This is a genomic window from Pedobacter sp. AC163 (assembly GCF_979258665.1).
In genome coordinates this window covers 1,631,333-1,650,541 of sequence record NZ_OZ409872.1, presented here as the reverse complement: position 1 = coordinate 1,650,541, position 19,209 = coordinate 1,631,333, and the positions used below count along the sequence as shown (strand labels likewise).

At 37.1% G+C, this 19,209-nt stretch carries 15 protein-coding genes and 5 tRNA genes; all 20 read left to right on the top strand.

What is annotated here, in order from left to right:
* Position 1 precedes the first annotated feature (1 nt).
* The gene (gene hpf, locus ACZZZK_RS06980; protein WP_056849497.1) at positions 2–349 is read left to right on the top strand and encodes a ribosome hibernation-promoting factor, HPF/YfiA family; all 348 of its coding nucleotides are present in this window, start codon (positions 2–4) and stop codon (positions 347–349) included.
* A 230-nt stretch (positions 350–579) separates the two neighbouring features.
* Positions 580–652 (top strand) — tRNA-Thr (locus tag ACZZZK_RS06975).
* Between the two features lie 37 nt (positions 653–689).
* Positions 690–772, top strand: a tRNA-Tyr gene (locus tag ACZZZK_RS06970).
* An 88-nt stretch (positions 773–860) separates the two neighbouring features.
* Positions 861–936, top strand: a tRNA-Gly gene (locus ACZZZK_RS06965).
* Between the two features lie 76 nt (positions 937–1,012).
* Positions 1,013–1,084 (top strand) — tRNA-Thr (locus ACZZZK_RS06960).
* 120 nt (positions 1,085–1,204) lie between these two features.
* On the top strand, positions 1,205–2,392 hold the full coding sequence (tuf, locus tag ACZZZK_RS06955; RefSeq protein WP_056849498.1) for an elongation factor Tu: 1,188 nt from the start codon (positions 1,205–1,207) through the stop codon (positions 2,390–2,392).
* Positions 2,393–2,453: 61 nt separating this feature from the next.
* Positions 2,454–2,527: transfer RNA gene (locus tag ACZZZK_RS06950), tRNA-Trp, on the top strand.
* 92 nt (positions 2,528–2,619) lie between these two features.
* Positions 2,620–2,817, top strand: a complete 198-nt coding sequence (gene secE / locus ACZZZK_RS06945) for a preprotein translocase subunit SecE (RefSeq protein ID WP_025143264.1) — start codon at positions 2,620–2,622, stop codon at positions 2,815–2,817.
* 9 nt (positions 2,818–2,826) lie between these two features.
* Positions 2,827–3,366 (top strand): transcription termination/antitermination protein NusG, encoded by a 540-nt coding sequence (gene nusG, locus ACZZZK_RS06940; RefSeq protein WP_029283241.1) that lies wholly within the window; start codon positions 2,827–2,829, stop codon positions 3,364–3,366.
* 412 nt (positions 3,367–3,778) lie between these two features.
* A complete protein-coding gene (locus ACZZZK_RS06935; protein WP_463483514.1) occupies positions 3,779–4,885 on the top strand; it encodes a SprT-like domain-containing protein in 1,107 nt (368 codons plus the stop codon).
* A 2-nt stretch (positions 4,886–4,887) separates the two neighbouring features.
* Entirely contained in the window at positions 4,888–5,517 is a 630-nt protein-coding gene (locus ACZZZK_RS06930) for a hypothetical protein (RefSeq protein ID WP_463483513.1), read from the top strand.
* 165 nt (positions 5,518–5,682) lie between these two features.
* Positions 5,683–6,126: a 50S ribosomal protein L11 gene (gene rplK, locus ACZZZK_RS06925; RefSeq protein WP_010601094.1), complete on the top strand. Its 444-nt coding sequence runs from the start codon at positions 5,683–5,685 to the stop codon at positions 6,124–6,126.
* Between the two features lie 20 nt (positions 6,127–6,146).
* Positions 6,147–6,845: a 50S ribosomal protein L1 gene (gene rplA, locus ACZZZK_RS06920; RefSeq protein WP_025143259.1), complete on the top strand. Its 699-nt coding sequence runs from the start codon at positions 6,147–6,149 to the stop codon at positions 6,843–6,845.
* A gap of 2 nt (positions 6,846–6,847) precedes the next feature.
* Positions 6,848–7,369, top strand: a complete 522-nt coding sequence (rplJ, locus tag ACZZZK_RS06915) for a 50S ribosomal protein L10 (protein ID WP_056849501.1) — start codon at positions 6,848–6,850, stop codon at positions 7,367–7,369.
* A 64-nt stretch (positions 7,370–7,433) separates the two neighbouring features.
* Positions 7,434–7,811 (top strand): 50S ribosomal protein L7/L12, encoded by a 378-nt coding sequence (rplL, locus tag ACZZZK_RS06910; RefSeq protein ID WP_029279312.1) that lies wholly within the window; start codon positions 7,434–7,436, stop codon positions 7,809–7,811.
* Between the two features lie 157 nt (positions 7,812–7,968).
* On the top strand, positions 7,969–11,772 hold the full coding sequence (gene rpoB / locus ACZZZK_RS06905) for a DNA-directed RNA polymerase subunit beta (RefSeq protein ID WP_056849502.1): 3,804 nt from the start codon (positions 7,969–7,971) through the stop codon (positions 11,770–11,772).
* A gap of 91 nt (positions 11,773–11,863) precedes the next feature.
* Entirely contained in the window at positions 11,864–16,150 is a 4,287-nt protein-coding gene (gene rpoC / locus ACZZZK_RS06900; protein WP_056850016.1) for a DNA-directed RNA polymerase subunit beta', read from the top strand.
* A gap of 134 nt (positions 16,151–16,284) precedes the next feature.
* The gene (locus ACZZZK_RS06895) at positions 16,285–16,596 is read left to right on the top strand and encodes a DUF3467 domain-containing protein (RefSeq protein ID WP_056849503.1); all 312 of its coding nucleotides are present in this window, start codon (positions 16,285–16,287) and stop codon (positions 16,594–16,596) included.
* 90 nt (positions 16,597–16,686) lie between these two features.
* On the top strand, positions 16,687–17,910 hold the full coding sequence (locus ACZZZK_RS06890) for an OmpP1/FadL family transporter (RefSeq protein ID WP_463483512.1): 1,224 nt from the start codon (positions 16,687–16,689) through the stop codon (positions 17,908–17,910).
* An 11-nt stretch (positions 17,911–17,921) separates the two neighbouring features.
* Positions 17,922–19,196: an SGNH/GDSL hydrolase family protein gene (locus tag ACZZZK_RS06885; RefSeq protein ID WP_463483511.1), complete on the top strand. Its 1,275-nt coding sequence runs from the start codon at positions 17,922–17,924 to the stop codon at positions 19,194–19,196.
* The last annotated feature ends 13 nt before the right edge of the window (positions 19,197–19,209 follow it).

The following is a 19,209-nucleotide window of genomic DNA, read 5'->3' as shown; positions in this document are numbered from 1 at the left end:
AATGAAAATCGGAGTTCAATCAATCCACTTCAGTGCAGATAGTAAGTTGTTAGACTTTATCCAGAAAAAGGCAAACAAGCTAGATCAGTTTTTTGACCAGATCATTAGCGGCGAAGTGTATTTAAAATTAGAGAACGTAGAGGATGAAGCCAATAAGATCAGTGAGATTAAACTCATTGTGCCGGGTGGAACACTCTTCGCTAAAGAACAATGTAAATCATTTGAAGAGGCGACTGATTTAGCGATTGAGTCGTTGAGGAAACAAATCACGAAGCACAAAGAAAAAACACGTGCAAAATTAAGTGAACATAAAGCAATTTTAACAGAAAGCGAAGCGACTGATTATTAAGTGTATATTTAAATAAAGTATAATTTATAGGATAGCGAACAAAAAATGTTCGCTATTTTTTTTCAAATTTATTTTGAAGTGAAATATAAGTGTGTATATTTGCATTCCCTTTCGGAAACGGTGTTAAGCAACAAAGAAAAGGTAAGTTCTTTTAAAAGATTAAAGTTTTTAAAAAACACGCTAATAGTATGAAAAATGAAGATTTTTCGTATCATTGCACAAAATTAAAAGCCTCCTTAGCTCAGCTGGTAGAGCAACTGACTTGTAATCAGTAGGTCATTGGTTCGATTCCGATAGGAGGCTCTTTTATTTTAAAGTGTTGGTATTTTAAAATAAAGTAGGGGAGATTCCAGAGCGGCCAAATGGGACAGACTGTAACTCTGTTATCGCAAGATTTCGAAGGTTCGAATCCTTCTCTCCCCACGATTAATGAGTGGATGAGTGAATAAGAAAATGAGTGAGTATAGTAATTCAATCATTCCCAAATCAATCATTCTATCATTTGTTAAAAGCGGAAGTAGCTCAGTTGGTAGAGCGATAGCCTTCCAAGCTATAGGTCGCGAGTTCGAACCTCGTCTTCCGCTCCAATAAAGTTGAGCAGTTGGCAATTAAAGGTTGCAGTTTTATGATAACTGACAAAACTGAAGATTGATAATTGGAAAAGCCGACTTAGCTCAGCGGTAGAGCACTTCCTTGGTAAGGAAGAGGTCATGGGTTCAATTCCCATAGTTGGCTCAGGTGTAATAAAGCTTTGTTAAATCTGTTATATATTACAGAGTAGACAAGGTTTTTTGTGTTGAAATAACAAAAAATAAAAATAATAAAAAGTTAACCTACTAATTAGTTATAAATAAAATGGCAAAAGAAAAATTTGACCGCAGTAAACCGCACTTAAACATCGGTACAATCGGTCACGTCGATCACGGTAAAACAACTTTAACAGCAGCTATTACAAAAGTTTTGGCTGATGCTGGTTTAACTGAGGCACGTTCATTCGATTCAATTGACTCTGCTCCAGAGGAAAAAGAAAGAGGTATTACAATCAATACAGCTCACGTTGAGTATTCAACAGCTAACCGTCACTATGCACACGTTGACTGTCCAGGTCACGCGGATTATGTGAAGAACATGGTAACTGGTGCTGCTCAAATGGACGGTGCAATTATCGTTGTTGCTGCTACTGATGGTCCAATGCCACAAACTCGCGAGCACATCTTGTTAGCTCGTCAGGTTGGTGTACCTTCATTGGTTGTATTCATGAACAAAGTGGATATGGTTGATGATCCAGAATTATTAGAACTAGTTGAAATGGAAGTTCGTGAATTATTATCTTTCTACGATTTCCCAGGTGATGATATTCCAGTAATCCAAGGTTCTGCATTAGGTGGATTAAACGGTGATGCTAAATGGGTTGGTAAAATTATGGAATTAATGGATGCTGTTGATAGCTACATTCCAATTCCTCCACGTTTAACTGAACTTCCTTTCTTAATGCCTGTTGAAGATGTATTCTCGATCACTGGTCGTGGTACTGTTGCTACAGGTCGTATTGAGCGTGGCGTAATAAACTCTGGAGATCCAGTTGAGATCTTAGGTATGGGTGCTGAGAACTTAAAATCTACAGTAACTGGTGTTGAGATGTTCCGTAAAATTTTAGATTACGGTGAAGCTGGTGATAACGTAGGTTTATTGTTACGTGGTATTGAGAAAACTGATATCCGTCGTGGTATGGTAATCTGTAAACCAGGTTCAGTAACTCCTCACTCTGATTTCAAAGCTGAGATCTATGTATTATCAAAAGCTGAAGGTGGTCGTCACACTCCATTCTTTAACAAATACCGTCCTCAATTCTATTTCCGTACTACAGATGTAACTGGTGAAATTTCACTAGCTGAAGGTACTGAAATGGTAATGCCAGGTGATAACGTTACAATTTCTGTGAAATTGATTTCTCCTATCGCAATGGAAAAAGGTCTACGTTTCGCTATCCGTGAAGGTGGTAGAACAGTAGGTGCTGGTCAGGTAACTGAAATCTTAGCTTAATTTTAAGCTATTATATAAAAATTAGCTAATTGGCTTCTATGCTGATTAGCTAATTTTATCCACGGGAATAGTTCAACGGTAGAATAGAGGTCTCCAAAACCTTTGATCAGGGTTCGAATCCTTGTTCCCGTGCCAAAAAATAATGATTGTATTAGTGAATGTTTTAATGATTGAATGTTAAGCATTCTCTCACTCACTAATTCAATCATTTAATCATTATAATAAATATGGCTAAAGTAGTTGAGTTTATAAAAGAATCATACGATGAAATGACCAATAAGGTTACATGGCCTACTTGGGGAGAGTTGCAAAGCTCTGCGATTCTTGTTTTAGTGGCTTCTTTAATTATTGCATTGGTTATTTTTGCAATGGATAAAGGCTCTACATTTGTGTTAGATACTTTTTATAAATCACTTTCTAATTAATATTTACTAATGAGCGATCTAAAGTGGTACGTTGTAAGGGCGGTTAGCGGTAAAGAAAAGAAGGTAAAACAATACATTGATGCTGAGATCAGCCGTTTAGGTTTCTCTCATTTGGTTCCTCAGGTTTTAATACCAATGGAAAAATATTACCAAATGAAAGATGGTAAAAAAATTGCCAAAGAACGTAACTTTTATCCTGGTTATGTTTTAATCGAAGCAACATTAGATGGAGAGTTAGAGCATATCATTAAAGGCATTAACAGTGTTATTGGTTTCTTAGGCGATAAAGCCGGTAATCCAATTCCAATGCGCCAGGCAGAGGTTAACCGTATTTTAGGTGTTGTTGATGAAATGAGCGAGCAAGGCGAAACTATGAATGTGCCTTATTATGTTGGTGAAGGTATTAAAGTTATGGATGGACCTTTCAATGGTTTCTCTGGTGTGATTGAAGAAGTGAACGAAGAGAAGAAAAAATTAAAAGTAATGGTTAAGATTTTCGGTCGTAAAACACCATTGGAACTTAACTATATGCAAGTAGAAAAAGAATAAAGGGATTTACGATTGTAAATTTAAGAATTACGAATTTTACTAAGATATTATAAAAGCTTTTCTTAAAAAGAAAAGCTTTTTGCGTTCATGGTATTTTGTAAAATAAGTTTTATTAGTATATTCATTTATCTCATCTCTCAAAAAGTCATTTATTCTAAGAATCTAAATTAACAAAATGAAAAGATTATTTTCAAAACCCTTTGTGTTCTTCTGCTGCTCGGTGGTAGGTTCGTTATTTATCTTTAATTCGTGTAAGAAAAGCGAAAGTATGATTTCAAACACTGAACTCATTTCACATGCAACGAGTTGGTTTTCGTCAGAGAAAAATATTTTTTATATACCTAATTGAGATAAAGTCGAGATATTTAAAGATAAGGAGATAAATTATTTAATTATGCCTTCAAATTTCAAATTGGAAACAGGAAATAATAGGGTTGTTTCACAATTGATTATTGCTGATTCACTAGGAAGTTATTCAGCTAAGTTAATAGAAGTTGTAAATGCTGATTTACCTGAAACGATAAGAGATTTGACAGTTATATTTCAAGGTGGAAAAGATTTGAATAGTAATTTTACCGGCAATGTTTTAGTTTTAGATGCTGCACACACGTTTAAATATGGACAGCAATTTATTAACGGTAAGGTCAGTTCGAAACTGAAAGTTAAGTTTTTTCAGAATGGAACAATTGGGCTAAGAGATAAACTTTTAATGACTATGCAAGCACCACCAGAAGTACCTGTTGAGCCAATATGTACAGATTGGTACTGGACAACTTTTAATGGGAATACTGGACAGGTTATTTCTGAGAGTTATTTATATACTACTTGTACGGGAAATAATTCTTATGGTGGTGGCAGTAGCACTGGAACAGGAGAAAATAACGTAAATAGGGAGATTATTGATAGTTTAACCAATGAGTGTTTAAAGACTGCACTTGCGAAAGCAAAGGGAGTAAGTGGCAAAAACTTTACAGATACAATTAGTAAAATTATATCCAGTTTGGATGCGAACACTAAGGTAAAAGTAGGTATTAGTAACGTACCCGAACTATATGATAATAAAGGGAAAGTAGTTGATGGCAGAACTACAGGATATAATTATGATGGGGGCATTTTCAAGTGTTCAATCTTACTAAATGAAGATGTGTTAAAGAACTCAACACAAGAATATGCTGTTGCAACCATAATACATGAAACATTGCATGCTTACCTACAGTATAAAAAAGGGAGCACTATTAATCATGGACAAAATCATGAGGATATTTCTAAAAATTATATTACACCGTTTGTAAATATTATGAAATCTATTTATCCTAACTTAGATTTAAAAGAAGCTACTGCAATGGCTTGGAGCGGTGTTCAAGGTACATCATTATGGAAAGAGAATTATGAGAATGATACTTTTAAAATTGGAGCAACAAATCTAACAATGGACTTTTCTACAATGAAAGGTTTGGAAAATGCTCATCATTATGGTTTTGCCGATAATAGTACACCTTTATGCCCCAAAAAACAATAATTATGAGAGTTATAATCTGTTTATTTATAATTAGTTTTTTTTCTTTGGATGCTAAAGCACAGAATAACGTAGGCATAACCCCCCTGCATGAATTTTTTCAAAAAAATGCAGACAGTACTTATATATTACAATTTGTAGGTACTTTTAATATTCCAAGCTATAGAATTTTGAGTAAGGTAGGGGACACCATAACAACCTATACCTATAAAAGTAATACAAAACTGGATCATAAGGTTAAAAATATTCCAAAAGCATTTAGAGATATGTTTTTAAAGAAAAATGGAAATTTGATATATTTTATACCTGTTGACATTAACATATTTTTTAACCCCCATTATTTAAGTTTAGATAGTTTAAATCAATTTTGGTCTAAATCTTCCAAGTTAAAAATGTGGGATATTAACGATGATAAGATTGATGGAGAAGGCTGTGGTGAAAAACATTCTAGGTACGCAATATCAGATGGTGGTGAGATTTATCTACATCTTATTACTAAAGATAGTATTAAAGAATTATTTTTTTATGCACCAGATTATTATAATAAAAAATGTCCTGGTAGAAAAGGGAGAAAAGCTATTATAGATTTATGGGATCTGTTTGATACATATTTCAAAGTGGAAACTAGGTATTAAAAACTTAAAGATATAATATAAAATATATTTTTCCTAATCTATTGTAGGACTGCAAGATTATCCATATCTTTGCAGTCCTTTAAGTTTTATAGGAACTATAAGGAAAATAAATGTTACATGCTTCCAATATTTAACATTGAGTTTTAAATAAACAAAAAACACAAAATGGCAAAAGAAGTCAGTGCAATGATCAAATTACAGATCAAAGGCGGAGCGGCAAATCCATCGCCACCAGTAGGACCTGCATTAGGTGCTAAAGGGGTGAACATTATGGAGTTTTGCAAACAGTACAACGCTCGTACCCAAGATAAAGCAGGTAAAGTATTGCCAGTTGTAATTACTGTTTATGCTGATAAGTCATTCGATTTCATCATCAAAACCCCTCCGGTAGCTATCCAGTTAAAAGATGCTACTAAATTACAGAGTGGTTCTGCTGAGCCTAACCGTAAGAAAGTTGGGTCGGTGACCTGGGACCAGATTAAAGTTATTGCTGAAGATAAAATGCCTGATTTAAATGCATTTACAATCGAATCTGCAATGAGTATGGTTGCTGGAACAGCACGCAGTATGGGAATCACCGTTTCTGGTGACGCACCCTGGAACAATTAATTAAAAAACAGTTTACAACAGTGGCGAAATTAACTAAAAATCAAAAAAAGGCACATGCTAAAATAGAAGCTGGTAAAGCTTATACTTTGAAGGATGCTGCTGCTTTGGTAAAAGAAATCACTACTACTAAATTCGATGCTTCAGTTGATATTGATGTATCTTTAGGAGTAGATCCGCGTAAAGCCAATCAAATGGTACGTGGTATTGCTACTTTACCACACGGTACAGGTAAAACTGTACGTGTTTTAGCTTTGGTAACTCCTGATAAGGAAGAAGAAGCGAAAGCAGCTGGCGCAGACTTCGTTGGTTTAGACGAGTATGTTGCTAAAATTGAAGGTGGTTGGACCGATGTAGACATTATTATCACTACACCAGCTTGTATGGCTAAGGTAGGTAAATTGGGCCGTGTTTTAGGTCCAAGGAACTTAATGCCTAACCCAAAATCAGGTACAGTAACTAACGAAGTTGGTAAAGCTGTAACTGAGGTTAAAGCAGGTAAGATCGATTTTAAAGTAGACAAAACGGGTATCATACACGCCTCGATAGGAAAAGTATCATTCCCAGCAGACAAAATTTATGAGAATGCACTTGAAATTATTCAAGTAATTTCAAAATTAAAACCATCTGCTGCAAAAGGAACTTATTTTAAAAGCATTCACGTGTCTTCTACAATGAGTCCTGGGATTGCAATTGAAACTAAATCAGTAGCGGGGATTTAATCATGAACAGAGAAGAAAAAAACGACGTAGTTTTAGAACTACAAGGACAAATGCAAGAGTATGGCAATTTCTATATTGCTGATACTTCTAGCCTTTCTGTTGAGCAGATTAATAACATCCGCCGCAAATGTTTCGAAGGTGATATCATTATGAAGGTTGCTAAAAACTCTTTAATTCGCAAAGCGATTGAAGGTTTAGATGGCGATGCTTCTGAGATATACGAAGCGCTTAAAGGTTCATCATCATTATTATTCTCAAAAACAGCAAACGCTCCGGCTAAGTTGATTAAAACTTTGAGAAAAACTTCTGATAAACCTGTGCTTAAAGCCGCATACATAGATTCATCAGTATATGTTGGTGATGATCAATTGAATAACTTAGTAAGCTTAAAATCAAGAGAAGAGCTTATTGGCGATATCATTGGATTATTACAATCACCAGCTAAAAATGTTCTATCTGCGCTTCAATCAGGCGGTAACAAAATTGCAGGAATTGTTAAAACTCTTCAAGAAAGAGAAGGTTAACGAACACCTTAAGTTCGCAAATAAAACAAAATTATTTTACGTAAAAATTTAAAATCTTAATAAAATGGCAGATTTAAAATCGTTTGCTGAGCAATTAGTAAACTTAACCGTTAAAGAAGTTAACGAATTAGCTCAAATCTTAAAAGACGAGTATGGTATCGAGCCTGCAGCTGCTGCTGTAGTTGCTGGTCCTGCTGCTGGTGGTGATGCACCTGCTGCTGCTGCAGAAAAAACATCTTTTGATGTAATTCTTAAAGAAGCTGGTGGCGCTAAATTAGCAGTTGTTAAACTTGTAAAAGACTTAACAGGTCTTGGTTTGAAAGAAGCTAAAGACTTAGTTGATGGAGCACCAAAAGAATTAAAAGCTGGTGTTACTAAAGACGAAGCAGAAGCTCTTAAAAAACAATTAGAAGAAGCTGGAGCAGTAGTTGAAATTAAGTAATCACTTAATTTAGCTAGGCTAAAAATGTATTAGACACCGACTGAAAATGTCGGTGTCTTTACCTGTTTATAAACATCTCATTTTGTTTGGTTAATGAGCCTGTTTAAAATCCCAACCAAACAAATAGTTTATTCTTAAACTAAAATCTTTTAGTCCATTGGCAAAGACAGTCGAACAAAGAGTAAATTTTGCAACTAGTAAGCACATTATAGACTATCCGGATTTTCTGGATGTGCAATTGCAATCATTCAGAGAATTTTTCCAGATAGATACCACATCAGACGATCGCTCTAGCGAAGGTTTGTTTAAAGTGTTTGCTGAAAACTTTCCAATAACAGATTCAAGAAATATCTTCGTATTAGAGTTTCTTGATTATTTTGTTGATCCGCCACGTTACGATATACATGAGTGTATTGAGCGTGGATTAACCTACAATGTTCCATTAAAAGCAAAGCTTAAGCTTTCTTGTAACGATGTTGAACATGAAGATTTTGAGACCATTATTCAGGATGTGTATTTAGGTACGATCCCGTATATGACACCAAAAGGTACATTTGTTATCAACGGTGCAGAACGTGTTATCGTTTCGCAATTACACCGTTCTCCAGGTGTGTTCTTCGGCCAAAGCCGTCACACTAACGGAACCAAATTGTATTCTGCCCGTGTTATCCCTTTCAAAGGTTCATGGATCGAGTTTGCTACTGACGTGAACAACGTGATGTATGCTTACATCGATCGTAAGAAAAAATTCCCGGTTACCACTTTATTACGTGCTATCGGTTACGATTCTGATAAAGACATCTTAGAACTTTTTGATCTTGCTGACGAAGTAAAAGTTAGTAAATCAGGTTTAAAGAAATATATCGGTCGTAAACTGGCTGCAAGAGTTTTAAAGAAATGGGTTGAAGATTTTGTAGATGAAGATACAGGTGAGGTAGTTTCTATCGACCGTAATGAAGTGATTCTTGAAAGAGAAACCGTTTTAGAAGACGAACACATTGATATGGTTATCGAAGCTGGCGTGAAAAGCATCATCTTATCAAAAGAAGATGGCGCTAGTCAGGCAGATTATACCATTATTTATAATACATTACAAAAAGATACCTCTAACTCAGAGAAAGAAGCTGTTGAAAACATCTATCGTGCTTTGCGTAACGCGGAACCACCTGATGAGGAAACTGCTCGTGGTATCATTGATCGTTTATTCTTCTCGGATAAACGTTACGATTTAGGTGATGTTGGTCGTTACCGCATCAACCGTAAATTGAAAATGAATACTCCTGATGAGGTTAAAGTTTTAACAAAAGCAGATATTATCGCTATTGTTAAATATTTGATCAAATTGATCAACTCAAAAGAAGAAGTGGATGATATTGATCACTTATCAAACCGTCGTGTACGTACGGTAGGTGAGCAGTTGTACGCACAATTTGGTGTTGGTTTAGCCCGTATGGCTAGAACAATCCGTGAGCGTATGAACATTCGCGATAACGAGGTGTTTACACCAACTGATTTGATTAACGCCCGTACGTTATCATCAGTGATCAACTCTTTCTTTGGTACAAATCAGTTGTCTCAGTTTATGGATCAAACGAATCCATTAGCAGAGATTACACACAAACGCCGTTTATCAGCTTTAGGCCCAGGTGGTTTATCACGTGAAAGAGCTGGTTTCGAGGTACGTGACGTTCACTACACTCACTACGGTCGTTTATGTACTATCGAAACTCCTGAGGGACCAAATATTGGTTTAATTTCATCACTTTGTGTGCATGCAAAAATCAATAATTTAGGTTTCATCGAAACACCATACAAACGTGTTGAAGATGGTAAGGTAGTGGTTGATTCAGACGTTATTTATTTATCTGCAGAAGATGAAGATGGTAAAACCATCGCTCAGGCTAATGCAGAATATGATGATAAAGGTAACTTTATAACACCACGCGTTAAAGCACGTTATGAGGGTGACTTCCCGATTATTGAGCCTGAGAAATTAGACTTAATGGACGTTGCACCTAACCAGATTACTTCAATTGCTGCTTCGTTAATTCCGTTCTTGGAACATGATGATGCGAACAGGGCTTTGATGGGATCGAACATGCAACGTCAGGCCGTACCATTGTTACGTCCTGAGGCACCAATTGTTGGTACAGGTTTGGAAGGTCGCGTTGCCCGTGACTCAAGAACATTGATCAACGCTGAAGGTGATGGTGTTGTTGAATATGTAGATGCTAACGAAATCACTATTAAATATGAGCGTAACGAGGATGATCGTTTAGTTTCATTTGAAGGTGATAGCAAAACTTACCGTTTAATTAAGTTCAAAAAAACCAACCAGAATACTTGTATCAACTTAAAACCAATCGTTAAGAAAGGTCAGAAAGTTACTAAAGGACAAGTGCTTTGCGAAGGTTACGCAACAGAAAACGGTGAATTGGCATTGGGTAGAAACTTGAAAGTGGCTTTCATGCCTTGGCAGGGTTTCAACTTTGAGGATGCGATTGTAATCAACGAGCGTATTGTTCGTGATGACGTTTTCACTTCATTGCATATTGAAGAGTTTGAATTAGAAGTACGTGATACTAAACGTGGAGAAGAGGAATTAACACCAGATATCCCGAACGTTTCTGAAGAGGCTACAAAAGACTTAGATGAAAACGGTATTATCCGTGTTGGTGCTGATGTAAAAGAAGGTGATATTTTAATTGGTAAGATCACTCCAAAAGGAGAATCTGATCCTTCACCAGAAGAGAAATTACTACGTGCAATCTTTGGAGATAAAGCAGGTGATGTTAAAGATGCGTCTTTAAAAACTCCTCCTTCAATTCAAGGTGTGGTAATTGATACTAAGTTATTCAGCCGTGCTAAGAAAACTACAAAAGCTGAAGAAAAATCGGCAATTGAGAAATTAGATAAGAGCTATAATAACATTACTGAGAAGTTAAAAGCAGAATTAGTAGACAAATTATTCACTATTGTAAATGGAAAAACATCTCAAGGTGTATTTAATATTTACAAAGAATTATTAGTACCTAAAGGCGCTAAATTTACTCAGAAAATTTTAGCAGATCTTGAGTTTGCGCACATCAGCCCTAACAAATGGACGACTGATGATGACAAAAACGAGATGATTAAAATGTTGCTTCACAACTACGGTATCCGTGTTAACGAAGAACTTGGAGCTTACAAACGCGATAAATTTGCGATTAGTGTAGGTGATGAGCTTCCATCGGGAATTGTACAAATGGCAAAAGTTTATGTTGCTAAAAAACGTAAATTAAAAGTAGGTGATAAAATGGCGGGTCGCCATGGTAACAAAGGTATTGTAGCACGTATTGTTCGTGATGAAGATATGCCTTTCTTAGCTGATGGTACTCCGGTTGATATTGTGTTGAACCCACTGGGTGTACCTTCACGTATGAACCTTGGTCAGATCTATGAAACTATTTTGGCTTGGGCAGGTCAGGAATTGGGTGTGAAATTCGCAACTCCAATTTTTGATGGCGCTACACACCAAGAGGTAGAAGAGTGGATTGCTAAAGCCGGCGTTCCTGCTTCAGGTAAAACTTACTTATACAATGGTTTAACAGGCGAGCGTTTCGATCAGACTACAACTGTAGGTATTATCTACATGTTGAAATTAGGTCACATGGTTGATGATAAGATGCACGCCCGTTCAATCGGACCATACTCATTAATTACACAACAGCCATTGGGTGGTAAAGCCCAGTTTGGTGGTCAGCGTTTTGGTGAGATGGAGGTTTGGGCATTAGAGGCATTCGGTGCAGCTAATATTCTTCAGGAGATCTTAACCGTTAAATCGGATGATGTAATCGGAAGAGCAAAAACCTACGAAGCCATTGTTAAAGGTGAAAACCTACCAACTCCAGGTGTTCCAGAATCGTTTAACGTATTGGTTCACGAGTTACGTGGTTTAGGTTTAGATATTACGTTAGACTAATTGAATGAAAGAATGAGTGAATGAGTGAATGATGGGTAACTGTCATTCAATCATTCAATCACTCAATCCTTCGATCATTAAAGAAAGAGATATGTCTTACAAAAAGGATAATAAATTAAAAAGCAATTTCACATCAATCACGATTAGCTTATCGTCTCCAGAAATTATTTTGGAACGTTCAAGCGGTGAGGTGTTGAAACCGGAAACCATTAACTACCGTACTTACAAACCTGAGCGTGATGGTTTGTTCTGTGAGCGTATTTTTGGTCCGGTAAAAGATTACGAATGTCATTGCGGTAAATACAAACGTATCCGTTATAAAGGTATTGTTTGTGATCGTTGTGGTGTTGAGGTAACAGAGAAGAAAGTACGTCGTGAGCGTATGGGACACATCGCTTTGGTGGTTCCTGTTGCACACATCTGGTATTTCCGTTCGTTACCAAACAAAATCGGTTATTTATTAGGTTTACCTACTAAAAAATTAGATTTAATTATCTATTACGAGCGTTACGTAGTTATTCAATCAGGCTTAATGGCCGAAGAAGGTATCAATTATATGGACTTCTTAACGGAAGAAGAATATTTAGATATCTTAGATAAATTACCTAAAGAGAACCAATACTTAGACGATAAAGATCCTAATAAATTCATCGCCAAAATGGGTGCTGAAGCATTAGAAGATTTATTAAAGCGTATTGATCTAGATACTTTGTCTTATGATTTACGTCACCAGGCTGCTAACGAAACCTCTCAACAACGTAAAAATGAGGCTTTAAAACGTCTTCAGGTTGTTGAAGCTTTCCGTGGTGCTAATACACGTATTGAGAATCGCCCTGAGTGGATGATTGTTAAAATCGTTCCGGTTATTCCACCAGAATTACGTCCTTTAGTTCCATTAGAAGGTGGTCGTTTTGCAACTTCAGATTTAAATGATTTATACCGTCGTGTAATTATCCGTAACAACCGTTTAAAACGTTTGATCGAGATTAAAGCACCAGAGGTAATTTTACGTAACGAGAAACGTATGTTACAGGAAGCTGTAGATTCGTTATTCGATAACTCACGTAAAGTTAACGCGGTAAAAACTGAAGGTAACCGTGCTTTGAAATCACTTTCAGATATTTTGAAAGGTAAACAAGGTCGTTTCCGTCAGAACTTATTAGGTAAACGTGTGGATTATTCAGCTCGTTCGGTAATTGTTGTAGGGCCTAGCCTTAAATTACACGAGTGCGGTATTCCTAAAGATATGGCTGCTGAGCTTTACAAACCGTTCATTATTCGTAAGATGATTGAGCGTGGTGTGGTAAAAACAGTTAAATCTGCAAAGAAAATCGTTGATAGAAAAGATCCATTAGTTTGGGATATCTTAGAAAATGTATTGAAAGGTCACCCGGTATTATTAAACCGTGCACCTACATTACACAGATTGGGTATTCAGGCTTTCCAACCAAAATTAATTGAAGGAAAAGCGATCCAGTTACACCCATTAGTGTGTACTGCATTCAACGCCGATTTTGATGGTGACCAGATGGCTGTCCACTTACCACTAGGTAACGCGGCAATTTTGGAAGCCCAAGTATTAATGTTGGCTGCACACAATATCTTAAACCCTGCAAATGGTACACCAATTACAGTACCTTCTCAGGATATGGTTTTGGGTCTTTATTATATTACTAAAGGCCGTAGAACCGATGATACAAGAGTAGTAAAAGGACAGGATTCTAATTTCTATTCTCCAGAGGAAGTAATTATTGCTTACAATGAGAAAGAATTAGATCTTCATGCTTTCATCAAAGTAAGGGTAAATGTTAAGCAAAACGATGGTTCTATCGTTAATAAATTAACTGAAACTACTGTTGGTAGAGTATTATTTAACCAATTGGTGCCTGAAGAGGTAGGTTATATCAACGAATTATTAACTAAAAAATCGTTAAGAGATATTATCGGTGAAGTAGTGAAAATGACTGGTATGGCCCGTGCTTCTCAATTCTTAGATGATATCAAAGAATTAGGTTTCAAAATGGCTTTCCAAGGCGGTTTATCGTTCAACTTACAAGACGTAAACATCCCGGTAGAAAAACATACTTTATTAGAGCAAGCTGCAGCTGAAGTTGAAGAGGTAAGAAACAACTATAACATGGGTTTCATTACCAACAACGAACGTTACAACCAGATTATCGATATCTGGACTCGTATCAACAACAGGTTAACTACTTTCGTTATGACTCAGTTATCGTCAGATAACCAAGGTTTTAACTCAGTTTACATGATGCTTGATTCAGGAGCACGTGGATCTAAAGAGCAGATTCGTCAGCTTTGCGGAATGCGTGGTTTGATGGCGAAACCTCAAAAATCAGGTTCAGGTGGTGATATCATTGAAAATCCGATCTTATCAAACTTTAAAGAAGGTTTATCGGTATTAGAGTACTTTATCTCTACTCACGGTGCTCGTAAAGGTTTGGCGGATACGGCTTTAAAAACGGCGGATGCGGGTTACTTAACTCGTCGTTTACATGACGTTGCTCAAGATATGATCGTTAACGATAACGACTGTGGTACTTTAAGAGGTATGTATACTACTGCCTTAAAAGATCAGGAAGATATCGTTGAACCATTATTTGATAGAATTTTAGGTCGTACTTCATTACATGATGTATACAATCCTTTGGATAATACATTGTTAGTAGGTGCTGGCGAAGATATTAATGAAGAAGTTGCTAAATTGATCGAAGAATCGCCTTTAGAAGGTATTGAAATTCGTTCAGTATTAACTTGCGAAGCTAAACGTGGTGTTTGTGCATTATGTTATGGCCGTAACTTAGCATCTGGTAAACGTGTCCAAAGAGGTGAGGCAGTAGGTGTAATTGCAGCACAGTCAATCGGTGAGCCGGGTACACAGTTAACACTTCGTACTTTCCACGTGGGTGGTACTGCATCAAACATTGCTGCAGAATCAAACATTGTTGCTAAGTTTGATGGTGTTATCGAATTCGAGAATATCCGTACAGTTGATACGCAAACTGAAGATGGTACAGTACAAGTAGTATTGGGTCGTTCAGGTGAGTTTAAAATTGTTGAGCCAGGTACAGGCAGAGTGATTGTTACCAACAACATTCCTTATGGTGCTTTCTTGTTCGTAAAAGAAGGAGATAAATTATCTAAAGGTGATAAAATTTGTTCGTGGGATCCATACAACGCGGTTATCCTTTCGGAATTTGCAGGTAAAGCACAGTTTGATGCTATTATTGAAGGTGTTACCTTCCGTGAAGAATCAGATGAGCAAACTGGTCACCGTGAAAAAGTAATTATTGATACACGTGATAAAACTAAAAACCCTTCTGTTCAAATTGTAGATAAGAAAGGTGAATTTATCAAAGGTTATAACATTCCAGTAGGTGCTCACGTTTCAGTTGATGAAGGCGAAGCGATTCAAACTGGTCAGATTATCGCTAAAATTCCTCGTGCAACTGGTAAAACCCGAGATATTACAGGTGGTTTGCCTCGTGTAACGGAGTTATTTGAGGCTCGTAATCCTTCAAACCCAGCTGTAGTAACTGAGATTGATGGTGTAGTAACTTTAGGTGGTGTTAAACGTGGTAATCGTGAGATTACAATCGAATCTAAAGATGGTGAAGTTAAAAAATACCTTGTTCCATTGTCGAAACACATCCTTGTACAGGATAATGACTTTGTGAAAGCAGGTATGCCTTTATCAGATGGTTCAATCTCTCCTGCAGATATCTTATCAATTAAAGGCCCGGCAGCGGTTCAAGAATACTTAGTAAATGGTATTCAAGAGGTTTACCGTTTGCAAGGTGTAAAAATTAACGATAAGCACTTTGAGGTAATTGTTCACCAAATGATGCAGAAAGTTCACATCGAAGATCCAGGCGATACTATTTTCTTAGAAAATAACGCTGTAGATCGTTGGGATTTTGCAGAAGAGAACGATGCGATGTACGACAAGAAAGTTGTGGAAGATGCAGGCGACTCGACAGATTTAAAACCAGGTCAAATTGTATCATTGCGTAGATTAAGAGACGAAAATTCTCAATTGAAACGTAAAGATTTAAAACAGATCACGGTTAGAGATGCAAGACCAGCAACAGCAAGTTCTATCTTACAAGGTATTACACGTGCATCATTAGGTACTAAATCGTTCATTTCTGCGGCTTCGTTCCAGGAAACTACGAAAGTATTAAATGAGGCGGCGATTGCAGGTAAACGCGATAACATGTTAGGCTTGAAAGAAAACGTGATCGTTGGTCACTTGATCCCTTCAGGTACTGGTGTACGTGGTTACGAAAGAATCATTGTTGGTTCTCAAGAAGAATACGATAAGTTATTGGCTTCGAAACAAGAAGAAGTAGAGGCATAATAAACTTCATATTTTTAAAAGGGCTGTTTCATTTATTTGAAGCAGCCCTTTTTGTTTTAAATATTTTTTTAGTCTTAATGATAAAATATTACCTTTAAATGCTCTATTAAGAACAGTGCAAAATTTACCACGTCATGGAAGAACAACAAAACGAAAATCAATTAAACATAGAGCTATCTGAAGAAATTGCTGAAGGAATTTTTTCGAATCTTGCCATTATCACACACTCCAATACCGAATTTGTATTGGATTTCATACGTGTAATGCCAGGAATTCCGAAGGCAAAAGTTAAATCAAGAATTATTTTAACGCCAGAACACGCCAAGCGATTACTTGTTGCTTTGGATGATAATATCCAGAAGTTTGAAGCGGTAAATGGTAGAATCAAAACGCAAGAGGAACCGCCGTTTCCGATGGGTTTTGGAGGGCCTACCGCGCAAGCGTAACCTGCAAAGTTTTCAAGGTCATCTTAAAAACAAATTTTTGCTTGCTATGTTAGCATAGTAGGCATTTCTGCTATAACCATATATTAAACTATGAGAAAACTTTTATTAGCCTTATTATTTTCTGCTCCGCTATGGGTGCTGGGACAAGGTTTCCAGGTCAATTTACAGGGACAAAAACAAATAGGAATGGCTGGCGCCGGGTCGGCACTGGCTTTAGACGAAGCTTCTGTATTCTTCAATCCCGGAGCTGTTACTTTTTTAGAAAAAAATTCTATTTCTGCGGGAGTTAATCCGTTACTTTTTAAATCTGCTTTTAAACAAAACGGCTCAAACATCACTGAAAACGTTAAAAATAAAATTGCACCGCCTTTTGAAGCTTATGCCGTTTGGGGGCCGAAATCAAATAAATGGAAGTTTGGTTTAGGTGTTTATACTCCATTTGGAGGTTTGGTAGACTGGGGTAATGATTGGTCTGGCAGATATGCATTAACATCATTAAACCTGAAGGCAATCTATTTTCAACCTACCTTAAGTATTAAAATTACCGATCGGATTGGTGTTGGAGCAGGCTTCGTTTATAACCACGGAGATGTTAATTTACAAAGGGAGTTGCCTGTGAATTATCCTGACGGACGCTCCGGTCATGCCACTTTAGAAGGAACTGGAAGCGGTTATGGGTGGAATGCAGGTTTATACATTAACACATTAAGCAATATTACCTTTGCGGTGGTTCATAAATCAAAGGTGATTACCAAATTGGAGGGTGGATCGGCAACTTTTGATGTTCCCGAGTCATTAAGGTCATCGTTCCCAGCCGGAAATACTTTTAATGCAGAATTGCCATTGCCATCTACAACGACTCTAGGTATTGGTATTCCACTTTCAAAAAGTACCACTCTTGCGTTTGATGCGAGTTGGGTACAGTGGAGGATTTACGAGGAATTGGCTTTTGATTATGCTGTGAATACTTCTGCTTTGGCCGATACGAAATCTGCCCGTAATTATCGTGATGGATCTTCGTTTAAATTAGGTGTAAATCACAAAGCATCTGAAAAAGTATCATTAAGAGCCGGTGTGGGTTATGCATTTTCTCCTGTCCAGGATGGATATGTTACGCCAGAAGCTCCAGACGCAAATCGTTATATTCTAAGTGCTGGTGTAGGCTATGCACCGACAAGCCGTTTTGAAGTAAATGCTTCGTTTTTCTTTGAAGATGTTCAATCGCGTAAGCAAAAAAATATAGAAACTGGTTTAGATGGTACTTTCAAAACGTTAGTTTATGCGCCTGGTCTTTCATTAACTTATAAGTGGTAGGAGAAATTTAAATGAAAAAATATATATTAAATAGTCTTTTCGCTGCCGTTGTTTTATTCGCAGCTTCATGTAAGCCAGAAATTGAAACGCCTGCAGGCACCACCGCGGGGCAAGCAAATTTCAGTAAATATATTGCTGTTGGGAATTCACTCACTGCTGGTTTTGCAGACGGTGGCCTTTACCTCGAGGGGCAAAAAGTAGCCTATCCGAATTTATTGGCTGCACAAATGGCTACTGTGGGTGGTGGAGCTTTCACCTCGCCATTTTTCGCTGATGCTCAAGCAAATGGTTCTGGATATTTAACCTTATCGGCTTTGGTAAATGGAAGTCCAACTCTGGCAAATGTTACCACGAATCTTGCTTATCGCGATGCGACCCACTTGGCAAAGTATACCGGAGAAGTTCAGAACCTGGGCATACCGGGAATGCGTGTTGATTTGGCTTTTGCGGCTCCTTACAGTGCTGCAAATATGTATATGGAGCGTTTACTCAGTGATACACAAGTAGGAGCAACAACATATTTTCAGTTTATCCAGGGTAGAAATCACAGCTTTTTCTCTTTATGGTTAGGAAATAACGATGCTTTGGGCTGGGCTACAAATGGAGGTGTAACTACTGATGCAACAAATGTGTTAACGGATAAAGCCACATTTTCAATGTTGTATTCTAATTTGGTTAATGCATTAACTGCTGGCGGTCAAAAAGGGGTGGTAGGAACTATTCCAGATGTTACGGCTGTACCTTACTTTAATACGGTAACCGTGCCTGCCTTATTAGCAGCTGCAAAGGCGATAAATCCTGCTGCGGTTGCAGTATTTATTCAAACCGGAACTGGTGTTAGAGCCGCTACCAGCGAAGATTTGATTCGTTTACCTTTCCAAACTGCTGGCTTATTTGGTACGGGAGCAATTCCTTATGGGCTGGATCCAAGAAATCCAATTGCTAATAATTGGGTATTGGATAAAGATGAGATTATACGCGTTAAAGATTATGTAAACAGCTATAACAGTACAATTAAATCGCTTGCTAATAGTAAAGGTTTAGCTGTAGCTGACACTTACACTTATTTAAATATGGTTAAAGCTGGTATCGCTATTCAGGGAATTAATATTAATTCTGCTTTTATCACTGGTGGCGCATTTTCATTGGATGGTGTTCACCTTACCCCGAGAGGAAACGCGGTAATTGCAAATGTGTTTATTGATGCCATTAATAGCAAATACAATTCTACCATTCCTTCGATTGATATTACGAAATATAGAGGTGTGAAGTTCCCCGATAAATAATCGACTTCTACAA